The following is a 14,205-nucleotide window of genomic DNA, read 5'->3' on the forward strand; positions in this document are numbered from 1 at the left end:
CAATCTGGCGACGCGGGGCTGAAGGCGCTGCAGCAGGGCGATCATCGGTTGGACTTGCAAGAACATCGGAGCCTCCGTGGCGGCAGGGTCAACCATTGCTCGTACTGATTCCATCGGCGAGCGGCGCAGCAGGCTCAAATAAAACCTCCATCAAATCTTTGTTTTGTGATCATTGCCCTTTCCGATTCGGAGGTTTACGCCGGTGGGGTATGCTGCCCTTGTGGGGCGATCGCCCCTGCGCGTTCCCCCGAGCGATGGTTCTGAATGCGGACCGATGCGATTGACCTCCGAACAAATCGAGAAGATCCGTGGCGTGGCGGACGCCGTGCTGGGGCCAGAGGCGCGGGTGACGCTGTTCGGCTCGCGGGTCGATGATGCCCGCCGCGGCGGGGATATCGACCTGTTGTTCGAGACTGACGCCCGGGTGGAGCAGCGTGCGGAGGTGATCTGCCTGCTTCACGCCAGGCTGTTGAAGGCCTTGGGCGATCGGCGCATCGACGTCTTGCTGAGGGACGCCAACACGCCGCCCGCCGCTGTCTTCGAGGTGGCGCATCGCACGGGAGTGCGGTTGTGAGCCTGCGTTACCTGCCAGAACACGCCGAGCGGGCCCGTCAGGCTCTGGCACTGGCCGAACGCGAGGCCCACCATCTCGCCTACACGGCCCGAACGCTCTTTGCCGAGGCCCTCGATCCCGCTTGGGTCGCCCAACTCCCGCAGCGCGAGGATCGTGCCGAGAAGCTGGATGCTTTTGTGAGCCGTTTCGCGCGCTTGCAGGATCATCTGGGTGACAAGCTGCTGCCGCGCTTCGCTGCGTTGCTCGGAGAAGCGCCACGCAGTTTGCTCGACGTGCTGGCTTTCGGGGAGCGCATGGGCTGGATTGATGACGCTGAGGCGTTTGTCGGCGCTCGCAAATTGCGCAATCTGCTCGTGCACGAATACCTGACCGACACCACCCTATTTCTGGATTCCCTGCGCAGCGCCGCCTCCCGCACCCAGATGCTGCTCGAGGTGGTGGCGCGCCTCCGCACGTTTGCGCGGGATATCGACCTGCCGGGTGGAGGCCCCGGGTGAATCCAAAGGGCCAGGTGGCGCCCCCCTGGGCTCAGGTGGCCGCCAGCATCATGCAGGAGCCACCCGATCGGCCGCCCAACGTTCCATGCAGGCCTCCAGTGCGGCCAGGCCGTCGGTCAGGGCGGCGGGACCTGGCTGCAGGATGATCGACGCCTCGATCTCGGTGACGTGACCGTCGCGCACGGCGGGCAGGTCGGCAAATCCCGGCCGGGCTTCGAACTGGTCGCGCCGGAAGCGCTTGCCGCACCAGGAGGCCAGCACCACCTGGGGCTGGGCGGCCAGCACCTCCTCGGGCGTGACGAAACGTTCCTTGGCCAGCCGCCCCGCGCTGCGACCGGCGAAGATGTCGTCGCCGCCGGCGGCCTCGATCAGCTCCGAGACCCAGGCGATGCCGGAGATCATCGGCTCATCCCATTCCTCGAAGTAGACCCGCGGCCGCACGCCCCGCGCCGCCGCGCGTTCCCTGGCCGCCTGCACCCGGGCGGCCAGGTCATCGGCCAGCCGCGCAGCGCGCTCGCCCGCCCCGACCATGGCGCCGAGCAAGCGGATCGAATCGAGAATCTCGGCCAGCGTGCGCTGGTTGAAGCAGTGGACGTTGAGTCCCTGCTTGATCAGGGACTGGCAGATGTCGGCCTGGATGTCGGAGAAAGCCAGCACCAGGTCAGGCTCCAGCGCGGCAATCTTGTCGAGCTGGGCGGTGAGGAAGGCGGACACCCGCGGCTTCTCCTTCGGCGCCTCGGGCGGGCGCACGACGTAGTGCGAGATGCCGACGATGCGCGCCTGCTCGCCGAGCAGGTAGAGCGTTTCGACCGTTTCTTCCGTGAGGCAGACGATGCGCTGAGGCGGGTACATAGGGAGGCTCCGGGCTGGAATGCCATCGTGATGGCGTTGGTCTGACGTCAAATCTAAAGGTTGGCGCAGTGCCTGTCACGTTTTTCGCGATTGGGGACTTTCTGGCCGTCATCCCAAGGCATCTGATCACTCGAACTCCGACACATTCAGCAGAAACCGCCAGGCGGAAAGCACCTCAATCTGTCCAGAGTCCACCGCCAGCTGCTCATCCTCATTGCGGGTCACGATGATGCCGTGGGGATGCTTCAGTTCGCGCATGGCTTCAGCGAGCGCGCTGATTTCGCGTTTGCGGGTTTGCGGGTCCGCCATCGATTCACACACCTGAATCAGCAGGCGCGATCGCCCTGAACGCCCGGCGATGAAATCCACCTCTCGGCCCAACCTGGTCTTGTAGTAGAAAATGTCCGTCGTGACCCGGCGCAGCGCCATGAACACGAGGCTTTCCAGGAGATGTCCTGAGTTGACCAGAATGCCGGAGCCAACCGAGGTCACCAGCGCATGATCGACACAGTAAATCTTCTTGGGGTTGGTGTTGGCTCGAGCCAGCGATGCATCGAAAATCCGGACCGTGAAAAGCACGTAAGCATCCTCGAACCATTCGAGATAGTCAGATACCGCCGATTTCGGCGCCTTGTGACCGAGCGATTTCAAATACCCGGTCAGACCATTGATGGAGTAGAGCGCTCCGATGTGGTCAACCAGCCAGTGGGCAAGGTCCGTGACCGCCCGCGGGTGCGCGATGTCGTGACGTTCTACCAGGTCACGAAACAGGATGGCATTGAAGTATTCCTGGTGCGTCTTGATGCGCAGGCGTCTCTCAAGCCCTGCGACCTCGGGAAATCCACCCGTTTCCCAATACGTCTCAAACGCCTTCTGGATCGTCAGACGCCTTTTGGCCGAGAAAGCGCCGTCGCAGGGAACCCCCTGATAATCCAGAAACTCGCGGAATGAGAATGGAAACAGCTCCCAGGAGAGCGCCCGGCCACGCATCTGGGTCGCCATCTCGCGGGAGAACATCTGTGCCGAAGACCCGGTGATATAGACGTCGCATTTTTCGAGGCGCAGCAAGCGCTCAACGAAGCTCTCCCAGCCCGTGACCACTTGAATCCCATCAAAAAAACAATAAACCTTCTCCGTGTGCTTTTTCTCAGGATAGAGGGAAAAGTACGCCTCGAGGATCAAATCCAGGTTGTCGTGCTGCAGACGGTGCAAGCGATCATCGAAAAAGTTCAGGTAAAGAATGTTGCGACGAGAAACGCCCGCGTCCAGGAGCGTCTTGACCACCTGTAACATCAAAGTCGACTTGCCACTGCGCCGCACGCCCATGCAGATCGTGGCCTTTCCAGCAACGGACGCAATCGCAAGCTGCCTCGGCACACCCGTCGGCAAGGCCAACTCTTGATAGTCGAGAATGATTTCTTTGAGCAGGCTCAGCATGCCACGGCCTCCGGTCATCACTTCTTTCGAGTGACGCCAAAATTGGTAATAATTATTGCCGGATACGGCATATCCTGGCAATAAATTTTTCCAGCCCAGGGCAACGTGGCGCCAAACGTTCCAGTGGAGGACCTCGTTGAAGCCTGTTCGCAGGAATCCGTGAGCGCTTCACCGCACAGGTATGACACGCTCACGGCAAGCGACACTCAGGCGGAAACCATCCGCACCGAAGGGCAGCGGGACACCGTCGCTTGGCAACCAAGCCCCGGCCCCGTAGGATGAGACGCTCCCTCACGTCTGGAGGTTTCCCGATGGCCTGGCTCATACTCGGCCTTGCCGGTCTGCTCGAGATCGGGTTCGCGCTGTGTCTGCAGGCCAGCGAGGGCTTCACGCAGCACCGCTGGACGGCTGCCACGGCGGTGATCGGGGTGGCCAGCTTTTACTGCCTGTCGCGCGCGCTGGTCTCGCTGCCGGTCGGCACGGCCTACGCGGTCTGGACGGGCATCGGGGCAGCGGGCGCGGCGCTGGTCGGCATCCTCGCCAAGGGCGAGCCGGCCACGCCCTTTCGCATCATGGGCATCACCCTGATCATCGCCGGCGTCGCGGCGCTGCGACTCGGCGGCAAGTGACGCCCAGCGATCGCCGCTGACCAGACCGCACGTCGATGCGACATGGGTTCCGAGCAAGCGTCAGGGAACCTGATGACACGGCTGCTGACCGACCGGAGGTCGGCGGCACTGGGGCTCGCGACCTGAGGAAAACCACGATGAGAACTGAATCGGAGGCGCATTCAGCCCGCCCCGATCAGGGTTGAAAAACTTTTTTTTCGCGTGTCAGCAGCCGTGTCATCGTGGCCTGACAGACTGGGAATCGTTGAGGCCGACGTCACCGCCCCTGCGGTGGACCACCAATCCAGAGGAGAGACCACCATGTTCAACCACTTCCCGCTGCTCGGTGCCATGCTGGCTGCCACCATCACGCTGTCGTCGCTGGCCGGTTGCCAGGCGGCGGCCCCCAATGGTCCAGCCCCCGTGGCCGAGGCCAAGAAGAGCACCCCTGCCACCGCGCCCGTGAGCGGCAGCCAGGGCCTCGTTCCCGTGGCGGTCGCGGAAGCCGGCACCGAGCTTGCAGCCGCCCTGACGGCCGAACGCGAAAGCGAAGACCTCGTGATGCTGGCCGAAGACGGCGAAGCCAATGCCTACAGCGTCTTGCAGCTGGGGGCCAAGCTCGAGGCGGCCAAGGGCGCCCCCCGCGTGAAGCAGAAAATGAACGAATTGCGCAAAAATGCCTTCAGGGCCAAGCTCAAGCCGGAGGTCAAGACCAAGCTGGAAGAACGCGCCAAAGCCTTCAAGGCGGCCGCCAAGCCCCGCCTGGAAAAGATGAAGGAACATGCCGGGAAGCTCAAGCAGGCCGCGAAGGACGCTCCCTGGGTCGATAACGGGGACGGCACCGAAACCAAGACCGTCACCATCGAAGCGACCCGCCGCATCAACGCCAAGTCGTTCGGTGGCCAGCGCGTCGTGACCCGCACCCGCCGCATCGAAGACAAGGTGCTGCTGAGCGTCGATGCGAACTTCTCCCACACCGGCCCGCTCGGCGGCACCTACACCATGACCCGCAGCAAGGACCTGCAGGAAGACGGCAGCTACAAGGTGGTCTTCCACGCGGAAATGAATCTGCCGGGCGGCAAGCAGCGCGTCACGGACTGGGAAAAGACGATCGCGGCGGACGGCAGCGTCAGCGGCAGCGGCACCATGGTCGTGAAGAAGGGCGAAGAAGTGCTCAAGAGCGTCAACCTGACGCTGAGTGGCACGGAGAAGAAGGAAATCGCCAAGGCCGAAGACGGCAAGGCGTCTGCTGAAGTGAGCCTGCCGCAGGATAGCGCCCCCACGGCGGTGGTCACGGATGCGGCCGGCAAGACCGAGGCGATCGCCGTGGAGACGGCCGACGACGGCACCGTCGCGCCCGCAGAAAACACGGCGATCTAGGCACAGAGGATCAGTGAACGGGTCCGGCCCCACCCTCCGAAGGGCAGACCGAGCGATTCGCTGCGCAACCAGGCAGGGCGTTTCCCACGGGAAGCGCCCTGCCTGCATGGTGCCAAGGGAATTTGGCCGCGCTGGGCGAAGGCAAGGGCATCAGCTTGGCGCATACTCGCCGCTGTTGCCCGCGGGCCTTCCCCGGGAGCGGGGAGCAACCTCGCGGGTCAACGAAGGAGGACTGCGATGAAGCGCATGTTGCTGAGCCTGGCTGCAGGAGCGGCCATCACCGGGTGCGGCGCGCCCCCGGCCACCACCGGAACCACCCCCCCGGTCACCGAGGCCTTCGCCTGGGAGCAAGTCCAGAACCGCGTGGAGGCGGTCCGACTGGCCCGCCTCACGATGTACGGCCCTGGGATGCGCCAGCTGCTTCAGCTGGGCCCCCTGGTCGCCTACTCGCCGACGGACATCGGCTCGATCCGCCTGATCTTGCTGCGTGACACCGGTGGGGTGCCCGGGCCGGGCGGCCCCAACTACACCGAGGTGGCGCGCAACATCCGCAACAATACAGCCGCCACCCCCTACACCAACACCGTGGCGATCGGAAACCTGAAAATCGGCGCCACCTATGTGGTCCGCTCGGAGGCCTTCCTCGGGGCCAACGCGACCGGCGAGCAGATCGACACGATGGTGGCCTCGGATAACACCTCAGCCCCCTTCACGGCGCCTGGCCTGCAGGCCGTGGGCGGCGTGAATCAGATCGACACCACCCCGCAGGTAATCCAGCTGCCGTGCGTGTTGAAAAACAAGGTGTTCTCGGGGCAAGCCAGCGACAGCGACGGCGTGGGCATCACCAATGGGACGATCGAGAACAATTCGGCCGCCGAGACGATCTCGCCCTGAGGCCGGAGCCAGCAGGATGCAAGGCTGGGCGTATCTGGCGGCAGGCGCGATCATTCTGTCTGGCTGTGGACTCGCGGAGGAGGGTGCCCGCAAGGCCGCCCTCCCCGCCGGGGCCGGCCCTGCGACGGCGCGCGTGCAGGTCCGGCCCCCGACCGGCTGGCGCCTGCAAGCCCTGCTGACGGCCAACCAGGTGCGCCTGCATCACGTGAACCTGCGGCTGTTTCGACGCGCCCCTGATGGCAGCTGGCCAGCCACCCCGGAAACCACCCGTCTGGGCCTGACAGCGGCGGCGCTCGGACAGATCATCTCCCTCGGGCAGTTGAAATTCGGGGCCAGCTACCGGCTGCAGCTGGAAGCCTACGCGGCAGGCACCGAAAGCCTGAGCACCTTGCTGAGCGACGCCGCGGGCAGTCAGGTCAGCTTCACCATGCCAACTCCGAGCCTGGTGGGTGGCGTGCTGCGGGTTGCTCGCGAAACCGTGTTCCAGGCCCCGCTGGTCCTGCTGAACACGCTCTACGACGGGCAAGCCAGTTACCAGCTGACCCTGGGCAATGCCCAGGTGACGCACGTCCGACTCGATCTGGCCACGCCGGCCGGGGTGGTGGCCACGCGGCTCTATTCGCGCGGCAGCCTCCCGAGCAGCGGCAGCCTGCACAACTTGAAACTCGCCACGCCTTACACGCTACAGGCCACCGGCCTGAAAGGCGGGGCCAACGGCGAAAGCCTGGTGACCGCCAGCGCGACCTTGACAACGCCCGGCGTGTCCGCCAGTGGGACGGTCGAGACCGGGCCATTTGGCCCGCTGACGCTGACCTTGAACTGACAGTGACGCTCAGTCTGCCGCCCGGCAGTTCACCATCCACCTCACGCCGAAGCGATCAGTGAGCGAGCCCCAGAGCGCCCCCCAGAACATTTGCTGCAAGGGCATCTGGACCGCGCCTCCCTCCGCCAGGGCGGCGAACAAGCGCTCCGCCTCCGCGCGGGTGTCAGGCTCAAGATTGAGATGGATGTTGTCTCCCTGCGTGAGGGTGTGGCCAAGCGAGGGGACGGTATCGGTGCCGAGCAGGACGTGGCCCCCCAGAATGGGCAGCTCGACGTGCAGCACGAGTTGCTGTTCTGCCGCCGACAGGGTGGGGCCGCCGGCGGGCAGATCGCCCATGCGCTGGATCGGCTGGCTGAACTCGCTGCGGAAGACCTCGCGGTAGAACGCGAAGGCGGCTTCGGTGGTGCCGGGAAAATTGAGGTAAGTGCTGGTACGGGCCATCGGGGGTCTCCAGGTCTGGGGATGCCGTCTTCATACCCGGTTCAGAAGCGCAGCGTCGCGTTCAGCACCAGGCGACTGCCAGAGAGGCGAAAGTCGGGGGGGGTGGCCGTGATGCCGCCGGGGCCGGCCACATAGGGCGTGTTGGCCAGGTCGTGGCGGGCCTCCAGGCGATACAGCATCCAGGGGGAGGGGCTGTAATCGAGCGTGGCGGTGCCTTCGCCGGCCCAGAGCGGCGCGCCGCCGCTGGTCGCCCCCGGGGGGGCCAGCGCGACCAGCCGCTGCGGGTCGTAGAAGCTGCTGGCGCGCAGGGTCGCCGCCCACTGGTCATTGAAGACCACACGGTGCAGCAGCCCGCCGCCGCCGAATAAGGTGGCGGGCTGGCCACCGACTTGGCCAGAGGCTCCCTCGTGGCCGAGGTCCGCCACTGCGGCCAGGGCCAGATGCTTGACGCCGGGCCAGGGCGCCACCGCGTAGCGCCACTGGCAGGCGTTGTCGGTGAAAATTCGCAGGCGGGTCGGGTCGGCCCCGAGCTGGCCGCCCAGCACGTTGTGGGTCAGGCTGAGGCGATCGCCCAGGCGCCAGTTCAAGCTGTACCCCAGCCCGAAGCCCTCCCCGGTCTTGCCGAGCGTCTGCCAGCCGTTCACCAGCCAGAGTTCGGCCTTGAGCTCCGGGCGGGGATAGAGCTGGGCCATCAGGCCCTGCAAGTAATACGGCGTGAAGTCGCTGCAAAGGTTGTGGGTGTAGTTCCAGTTTTCCTGCGGCAGGTAGCTGTCCAGGCCGATGTAGGCGGGAAACAGGCCCATCACGACGTTCAGCCCCGATAGCACGGGAAAGCGATGCCCGGCCCAGGCCTGCTGGATCGTGCGCATCCCGGCCAGCGAGTTGTAAGCCCCGCGCCCCACGCTGGGGTCGGCGCCGAAGATCGCATCCACGTAATTGCCGCCCTGCAGGACCAGCTTGCCGTAGAGCCCTTCCTGCTCCGTGACCTCCACGCCGAGCAGCCCCAGGTTCAGGTTGATCTCGTGATGGCGCGGGGCGGTGGTGGTGGGAAAGACCGTGTGGTCGGCCGGCTGATTCAGCGCCTGCCCGTAATAGGTGTCGACCAGCAGGGTCCAGGTCAGCGGCCCGGTCTGAAGGGGTGCCACGCGCTGCGGGTTGGTGCCGTTCAGCCAGTGGAAATCAGGTTCCTCGGCGGCCAAGGCGGGGGAGGCGAGCCAGGTGGCCTGGAGGAGTAGCCCAATCAGCGCGACCCTCGCGCCACTACCCAGGGCTTCCTGCCACTGAAAAACCCGCCATTCTCGGAGCACGCCCGCAGACTCCCTGTGAACTCGCGCCTCCCCCTTTTACCCTGTCATCGCGAAGCAGCGAGCACCCGCCCCTGAGCCGGGAAGATGAGTTGAACATCGTCGCTCCAGCCTTTACACTGCTGAACCATCCACCGGCCGAGGGAGTTCCGCCGTGAGAGCCTGGTTTCTTTTCCTGCCCCGCCACGTGCCCCTTTCGACCGACGTACGAGGCGACGCGGTATCAGAGGTGGCCAGACCAAACACGCCCCCCTTAACGACCATCGAGAAGGCAGTGGTTTCATGCCCGAGCGAGCATCGCGCCTTGGCTGCCGGGAAGGCGTCCGTTCGATGACCCCGCTGCCGCTTGAACGGGTGAGTTCGACTTGCCGCTCGGTCGTGATGTGCACGGCCGCCTGGGTGTTTCACGGGAACCCGGCGATCGCCGCCAACGCCGCGCCCACGGCCCTGCCACCGATGACCTACATGCCGGTCGGCCAGGCAGGCCGCCCCCCGCTGATGATCTCCCGGCTGATCCTGGGGACCGACCACCTCGGCAAGGTCCCGGAGTCCCAGAGCGAGGCCGTCATGGCGGAGGCCGTGCGCCTCGGCATCAATGCCTTCGACACCGCCCCGATCTACGCCAACGACAGCGAGGCCCGCCTGGGCCGCTGGCTGGCCCGGCAGAAGCGCCAGGACCTGTACGTCATCAGCAAGGGCGGCTTCCCGCGCGACCTGGGGCCCGGCACCTACCGCAGTCGCCTGGCCGGCGACAAAGCGCAGATCGTGGCCAATGTGCGCGAAGAACTGGAGCCCTCGCGGGCCCGTTTCAACCGCCCGATCGCAATCTACCTCATGCACCGGGACGACGCCGACTTCCAGGACTACCGACGACTCGAGCGCCCGCAGACGCCGGTCCGCACGATCCTGGAGGCGCTGGCCGACCCCCAGCTGACGCCGCACTTCGGGATGATCGGGCTCTCCAACTGGCGGGCGGCGCGGGTCGACGAGGCCGTCCGCGAGGCCGCCGCCAGCCCGACCCTGGCCCAACCGATTTGCCACAGCCCCTACTTCTCGCTGCTGGAGATGGGCCCGGTGACGATCCACTCGGGCGGCGTGCAGGTCACCCACGCCGAGATGATGCGGCGCGATTTTCAGCCCGGCATCCGCCTGATGACCTACTCGCCGCTGGGAGGCTTTTCCATCGTGCGTCCGGGCTGGGAGGCCGCACGCCAGCGCGCCCTGGCCCTCAAGCAGCAGCGCGATCGCTACTGGGGCAACGTCTACGGCGCCATCTTTCACCCCACCAACGCGCAGCGCTTCCGGCGGGCCGAAGCCTTCACGCAGGCCCTCAATGCCCGGCTGGGAACCCACTACACGCTGGACCAGGTGCTGGACGCCTACACCCTGGCCCACCCGCGCTCCGAATTCGTGGTGATCGGCCCGCGCACGGTGGAACAGCTCCGCCGCACGGTGGGCGCACTGGAATTGGCCAAGCGGCTTACCCTGCGGGATCTCGACCAGCTTTACGCGGGGCCTTGAGCGGCACATCGAGGGCGCGGCCTGCCGGCGCGGAGGGCGAATCGGACCCACCGCGGTCGGAATGGCGAGCCCATTTCCGGATGGGGTATATGGAGCCCGGGAAACAAGCTTGACAGACGGGGAGGCACCGATGCTGCAGATGAACCTTCCGGCCCGCTGGTTCCGATTGGCGCTGGGGGCCTGCCTGATCATCCCACTCAGCGGGTGTCCCGCTGCCTACGTGCGCCAGGGTCATGTGGGCCTGGTGGTGGACGACTTCACCGGGGAAATCAAGCACGTGCACGACCCTGGCATTCGAGCCGCCATCCCGCTGCGCGAACACATCGTCGAGTTTCCGGTGATCGTGCAGCAATACGTGATGGTGCGGGGTGGGGAGCGCAACGACTCCGGTGAGGACGACGCTGTGCGCGTGAACTCGCTGGAGGGGCAAACCTTCATGATCGATGCCTCGGTCGAGTTCGTCCTGCACAGCAAGCAAGACGTGGCCGGTCTCTATCAGCGTTACGGCCTGCCCTTCGATGCCATCGTGGAGCGTTACTTCCGCAGCCGTTTCAAGGCGGCGATCGCCACGGCTGTCGCCTCTCTGCCGCTCAACACGGCCATCTCCGGTGAAGGCCGACGCAAGGTCGAGCAGATCGCGCTGGCCGACCTGCGCCAGACCATGGCCACCGACCACATCGACCTGCACAACGTGCTGATTCGAGCAGTTTACCTGCCTGAGCAGATCGCCCAGGCCATCTCGGACAAGACCCGCGCGGAAAACGCGCTGGAGCAGTCCCGCACGGCCGCTCGTCAGCAGGTGGTCGAGGCGGAAGCGGCCGGGCGAGCCGCCGTGGTCGCGGCCGAGGCCGAGGCCAAGGCGCGCCTGATTCGCGCCAAGGCGGAAGCACAGGCCAACCGCGAACTGGCGGCCTCCTTGACCGATCGCCTGATCCGCAAGCTGTACATCGAGAAACTCAGCGACAAGGTGCGCCTGGTGTTGCCGCCCGGCGCGCTGTACAACCTGCAGGACCTGCTCCCGAACGAGGAAAAGTCCGGCGCCCTGCAGCCCTGACCGAACGGGAGTCCCCTTGCACCCACCAGACACGTCTGAAGCCTCGCCCGCCGTCGAGGTGCAAAACCTGGTCGTCGAATTCCCGGGCGTGCGCGCCCTGGATGGCGTCAGCTTCGCCCTGCCCGCCGGCGCGATCACCGCGCTGGTGGGGCCCAACGGGGCCGGCAAGACCACCCTGATGCGCTGTCTGGTCGCGCTCGACGCCCCCTTCAGCGGCCGCATCCGGGTAGCCGGCTTCGACACCCAGGAGAGTCCGCGCGAGGTGCACCGGCGCATCGGCTGGCTGCCGGACGATTTTGGCCTGTATGAAGACCTCTCCGTGGCCCAGTGTGTGCGCTACGCCGGCGCCTCCCGCGGCCTGGCCGGCGCGGTGCTGGAGGCGCGCCTGCAGGCGGTGCGCGAAGCCACTGAACTGGACAGCCTCTGGGCCCAGCGGGCCGGCAGCCTGTCGCGCGGTCAGCGTCAGCGCGTCGGCCTGGCGCAGGCCCTGGTGCATGATCCCCCCGTGCTGGTGCTGGACGAACCCGCCTCGGGGCTCGATCCGGCCGCCCGGGCCGCGCTGGCGGAGCTGATCACGCGCCTGGGCCAGGCCGGCAAGAGCGTGCTGGTCTCGTCACACATCCTGGCCGAACTGGAAGGCTACGCCACCTGGATGCTGACGCTGGAAGCCGGACGCGTGCGGGGGCTGGTCGCGGTTCAGGGCCACGTAGCGACAGGCGGCCGCTGGCTGCGCCTGCGCGTGGTCGGCCCCCCCGAAGCGGCCGCCGAACGGCTGCAGGCCTGGGAGGGGGTCGGCGACTTGCAGCTGTTGCCGGATGGGGTGCGCCTGGAGTGGCGCCGCCCGGAGGCGGAGCAAGCGGAACTGCTGCTGCATCTGCTGAACGCCGGGGTGCGTGTGGTGGGCTTGGCGCCAGAAAGTGCCGACTTGCAGGCCATGTACCTGGCGCAGGTGCGCCACCCGGAGGCGCCATGAACGCCGAATTGCAGCGGAACCTCTGGCTGGAACTGCGCCCGCGGCCTTGCGGCGTGGCCTTGGCGGTCCTGGCCCTGATGGCCTTCACCGCGACCGAGGCCTTCGGTCTGAAGCTGGCCGACAGCCTGCTGGCCCTGCAGTGGCTGGGGTTATCGGTCTACGGCTTTTACAGCGTCTGGGGCCTGCGCAAGGCCAGCGCAGCAGTGTCGGATGAAGTCCTGAGCGGCACCTGGGACCAGCAGCGGCTTTCCGGGCACAGCGGGGCCTCGCTGCTGCTCGGCAAGCTGTTCGGCACCACCGCGTTTACCTGGTTCGGGGCGTTGGGCGGACTGGCCCTGTACCTCCCTGCCCAAGCGGTGTTGGGCAGCGTGGGGCTGGCCTTGAGTCATATCGCCACCTTGCTACTGGGCACCGTGTTGCTCCATGCAGGAGCCCTCGGCGGCAGCCTGCTGGCAGCGGGCCGGCTGCGCCGGGCCCGGCGCGGTCGGCCGGGGCTGCTTGGCTCGCTGGGCTGGCTCGTGGCGCTGGGCCTGGCGCTGATGAGCGCCCAGGCGGTGGGCCGGGAGGCTGGTCTGCTGGAATTGCAAGGGCGAAGCGCCCCGGTCGCCTGGTGGTGGTCCGTGAGCCCGGCCCTCTTCATCCCGGGCTCGCTGGCCATCTGGCTGGCCTGGGTCCTCGCAGGACTGCACCGGCTGATGCGAATCGAGCTGCAACTGCCGGTGCAGCCGTGGAGCTGGCTGGCCTTCTTGCTGTTCGTCCCGTTCTACCTGCTGCCCTTCGCCCGGAACCTGGCGGGCAAGGAAGGGGCCGTCTGGACCCTCGCGACCCTGGTCTGGCTGGCCGCTGCCTGGCTGATGAGCCAGGCCGAACGGACCGACGGCATACGTCTGCGGAGGCTGATGCAGCGCTGGTACCAAGGCGACAGGCGAGGCGTCTGGCGAGGGCTGCCGCTCTGGTCGCTGGCCCTCGTGCTGGCGGCCATCGGTCTCGCGGGGTCTCTCCTGAGCGCGCTCCCGGCCCTGCTTTCCCCCACACCGGGCGGGCCGGCCCAGGAGGCCCTCAAGCTGCTGGTGTTGGCGCTGTTCGTGGGGCGAGACACCGCCTGGATGCTGGCCGTGCAACTGGCCACCCCTCCCCATCGGGATCCCCTCGGCGCCATGCTGGTGGGACAGGGGCTGCTGTATGGTTTGCTGCCGGCCACATTGCTGGCCATGGGCGCCTCCGAGGTCAACCTGCTGACCTGCTGGCCCCTGATCCTGGGGAAGTTCGACCTCCAGCTGGGGGAAGCCCTGATGCACCTGGGCTGGGCATTGCCGGGGATGGGTTTGGCGATCGCCCTGCTCGTGCGCCAGACGCGTCGCGTGTTGCGCGAGACCCTCGACAGCGAGGGAGCCCGCCCATGAGGGGAGAGCGCCTGGGGAAGAGCGGACGACGAAAGCTCGGTCGCCCTGGCCAGCATCACGGTCCCCGAACGCTGGTGACGACGGTGCTCACCTGAACAAGGGGTGAAAAAGCCGCCCCTCGCCTGCGGTACACAAGCGAGGGGCTCCAACGCGGAATCAGGACGGTCAGAACACGTCGTTGTTGGTTGCCGGGCGTGGCGCCGCCTTCTCGACCCGGCCGGCCGGTAACTTGTCGACGTTCTTGCCCGTGAACACGTCGACCTCGCCATCGTCCGCCGGGGGAGCCTTGGGGGCCTTGTTGCCCTTGGCCGGCGGAACGGCCGGCACGTTCACGTCGTTGAAAAGGTCGACCTCTTTGCCCGCCGGTGCCCGCTTCGGTGTCGGAGCGGGAGCCGAGGTCGCCTGTTTGGCGGCCGGGGAGAGGTTGCGCTGGTCATCCCGGCC

At 66.7% G+C, this 14,205-nt stretch carries 15 protein-coding genes; 10 read left to right on the plus strand and 5 right to left on the minus strand.

Translation table 11 applies throughout. From position 1 onward, the window contains the following. Nucleotides 1-274: 274 nt before the first annotated feature. Entirely contained in the window at nucleotides 275-574 is a 300-nt protein-coding gene (locus VKP62_13240; GenBank protein ID MEB3198158.1) for a nucleotidyltransferase domain-containing protein, read from the plus strand. Continuing rightward, nucleotides 571-1,071 carry a hypothetical protein gene (locus tag VKP62_13245; GenBank protein MEB3198159.1) on the plus strand — a complete coding sequence of 167 codons (501 nt, stop codon included), beginning with the start codon at nucleotides 571-573 and terminating at the stop codon, nucleotides 1,069-1,071. The genes VKP62_13240 and VKP62_13245 overlap by 4 nt, the downstream gene beginning before the upstream one ends. A gap of 48 nt (nucleotides 1,072-1,119) precedes the next feature. Here VKP62_13245 and VKP62_13250 read toward each other — a convergent pair whose 3' ends face one another. Both VKP62_13250 and VKP62_13255 read right to left on the minus strand, forming a co-directional pair. Next, the gene (locus tag VKP62_13250) at nucleotides 1,120-1,923 is read right to left on the minus strand and encodes an ABC transporter substrate-binding protein (GenBank protein ID MEB3198160.1); all 804 of its coding nucleotides are present in this window, start codon (nucleotides 1,921-1,923) and stop codon (nucleotides 1,120-1,122) included. A gap of 126 nt (nucleotides 1,924-2,049) precedes the next feature. Continuing rightward, nucleotides 2,050-3,360, minus strand: a complete 1,311-nt coding sequence (locus tag VKP62_13255; GenBank protein MEB3198161.1) for an ATP-binding protein — start codon at nucleotides 3,358-3,360, stop codon at nucleotides 2,050-2,052. Between the two features lie 311 nt (nucleotides 3,361-3,671). Here VKP62_13255 and VKP62_13260 point away from each other — a divergent pair, with 311 nt between their 5' ends. The 4 genes from VKP62_13260 (at nucleotide 3,672) to VKP62_13275 (ending at nucleotide 7,065) form a co-directional block, all read left to right on the plus strand. Further along, nucleotides 3,672-3,989 (plus strand): multidrug efflux SMR transporter, encoded by a 318-nt coding sequence (locus VKP62_13260; protein MEB3198162.1) that lies wholly within the window; start codon nucleotides 3,672-3,674, stop codon nucleotides 3,987-3,989. A 300-nt stretch (nucleotides 3,990-4,289) separates the two neighbouring features. Then, nucleotides 4,290-5,348: a hypothetical protein gene (locus tag VKP62_13265; protein MEB3198163.1), complete on the plus strand. Its 1,059-nt coding sequence runs from the start codon at nucleotides 4,290-4,292 to the stop codon at nucleotides 5,346-5,348. A gap of 237 nt (nucleotides 5,349-5,585) precedes the next feature. Next, nucleotides 5,586-6,242, plus strand: coding sequence for a hypothetical protein (locus VKP62_13270; GenBank protein ID MEB3198164.1), 657 nt, complete (start codon nucleotides 5,586-5,588; stop codon nucleotides 6,240-6,242). A gap of 16 nt (nucleotides 6,243-6,258) precedes the next feature. After that, nucleotides 6,259-7,065 (plus strand): hypothetical protein, encoded by an 807-nt coding sequence (locus VKP62_13275; protein ID MEB3198165.1) that lies wholly within the window; start codon nucleotides 6,259-6,261, stop codon nucleotides 7,063-7,065. A gap of 9 nt (nucleotides 7,066-7,074) precedes the next feature. On the opposite strand, the gene VKP62_13280 is transcribed toward VKP62_13275, so the two are convergent. Beyond that, nucleotides 7,075-7,506 (minus strand): VOC family protein, encoded by a 432-nt coding sequence (locus VKP62_13280; protein ID MEB3198166.1) that lies wholly within the window; start codon nucleotides 7,504-7,506, stop codon nucleotides 7,075-7,077. Nucleotides 7,507-7,547: 41 nt separating this feature from the next. Continuing rightward, nucleotides 7,548-8,813 carry an outer membrane beta-barrel protein gene (locus tag VKP62_13285; protein ID MEB3198167.1) on the minus strand — a complete coding sequence of 422 codons (1,266 nt, stop codon included), beginning with the start codon at nucleotides 8,811-8,813 and terminating at the stop codon, nucleotides 7,548-7,550. A 327-nt stretch (nucleotides 8,814-9,140) separates the two neighbouring features. Between VKP62_13285 and VKP62_13290 the strand changes: the two genes are divergently transcribed. From VKP62_13290 to VKP62_13305, 4 genes are all read left to right on the plus strand, one after another. Beyond that, nucleotides 9,141-10,331: an aldo/keto reductase gene (locus tag VKP62_13290; GenBank protein ID MEB3198168.1), complete on the plus strand. Its 1,191-nt coding sequence runs from the start codon at nucleotides 9,141-9,143 to the stop codon at nucleotides 10,329-10,331. Nucleotides 10,332-10,461: 130 nt separating this feature from the next. Next, the gene (locus VKP62_13295) at nucleotides 10,462-11,385 is read left to right on the plus strand and encodes an SPFH domain-containing protein (GenBank protein MEB3198169.1); all 924 of its coding nucleotides are present in this window, start codon (nucleotides 10,462-10,464) and stop codon (nucleotides 11,383-11,385) included. A gap of 16 nt (nucleotides 11,386-11,401) precedes the next feature. Next, a complete protein-coding gene (locus VKP62_13300) occupies nucleotides 11,402-12,358 on the plus strand; it encodes an ATP-binding cassette domain-containing protein (GenBank protein ID MEB3198170.1) in 957 nt (318 codons plus the stop codon). After that, nucleotides 12,355-13,761 carry a hypothetical protein gene (locus tag VKP62_13305; protein MEB3198171.1) on the plus strand — a complete coding sequence of 469 codons (1,407 nt, stop codon included), beginning with the start codon at nucleotides 12,355-12,357 and terminating at the stop codon, nucleotides 13,759-13,761. Before VKP62_13300 ends, VKP62_13305 begins: the two co-directional genes overlap by 4 nt. 165 nt (nucleotides 13,762-13,926) lie before the next feature. Here VKP62_13305 and VKP62_13310 read toward each other — a convergent pair. Beyond that, nucleotides 13,927-14,205: hypothetical protein (locus tag VKP62_13310; protein ID MEB3198172.1), on the minus strand; the 279-nt coding region annotated here is incomplete at its 5' end.

It is taken from the genome of Candidatus Sericytochromatia bacterium (assembly GCA_035285325.1).
In the GTDB taxonomy this organism is placed as follows: Bacteria; Cyanobacteriota; Sericytochromatia; order S15B-MN24; family JAQBPE01; genus JAYKJB01.

What these genes read in the sequence shown, in the direction of transcription:
- VKP62_13240 (MEB3198158.1), top strand. Translation starts at nt 275, where the DNA reads ATGCGATTGACCTCCGAACAAATCGAGAAGATCCGTGGCGTGGCGGAC.
- VKP62_13250 (MEB3198160.1), bottom strand. Translation starts at nt 1,923, where the DNA reads ATGTACCCGCCTCAGCGCATCGTCTGCCTCACGGAAGAAACGGTCGAA.
- VKP62_13255 (MEB3198161.1), bottom strand. Translation starts at nt 3,360, where the DNA reads ATGCTGAGCCTGCTCAAAGAAATCATTCTCGACTATCAAGAGTTGGCC.
- VKP62_13260 (MEB3198162.1), top strand. Translation starts at nt 3,672, where the DNA reads ATGGCCTGGCTCATACTCGGCCTTGCCGGTCTGCTCGAGATCGGGTTC.
- VKP62_13265 (MEB3198163.1), top strand. Translation starts at nt 4,290, where the DNA reads ATGTTCAACCACTTCCCGCTGCTCGGTGCCATGCTGGCTGCCACCATC.
- VKP62_13270 (MEB3198164.1), top strand. Translation starts at nt 5,586, where the DNA reads ATGAAGCGCATGTTGCTGAGCCTGGCTGCAGGAGCGGCCATCACCGGG.
- VKP62_13275 (MEB3198165.1), top strand. Translation starts at nt 6,259, where the DNA reads ATGCAAGGCTGGGCGTATCTGGCGGCAGGCGCGATCATTCTGTCTGGC.
- VKP62_13280 (MEB3198166.1), bottom strand. Translation starts at nt 7,506, where the DNA reads ATGGCCCGTACCAGCACTTACCTCAATTTTCCCGGCACCACCGAAGCC.
- VKP62_13290 (MEB3198168.1), top strand. Translation starts at nt 9,141, where the DNA reads ATGACCCCGCTGCCGCTTGAACGGGTGAGTTCGACTTGCCGCTCGGTC.
- VKP62_13295 (MEB3198169.1), top strand. Translation starts at nt 10,462, where the DNA reads ATGCTGCAGATGAACCTTCCGGCCCGCTGGTTCCGATTGGCGCTGGGG.
- VKP62_13305 (MEB3198171.1), top strand. Translation starts at nt 12,355, where the DNA reads ATGAACGCCGAATTGCAGCGGAACCTCTGGCTGGAACTGCGCCCGCGG.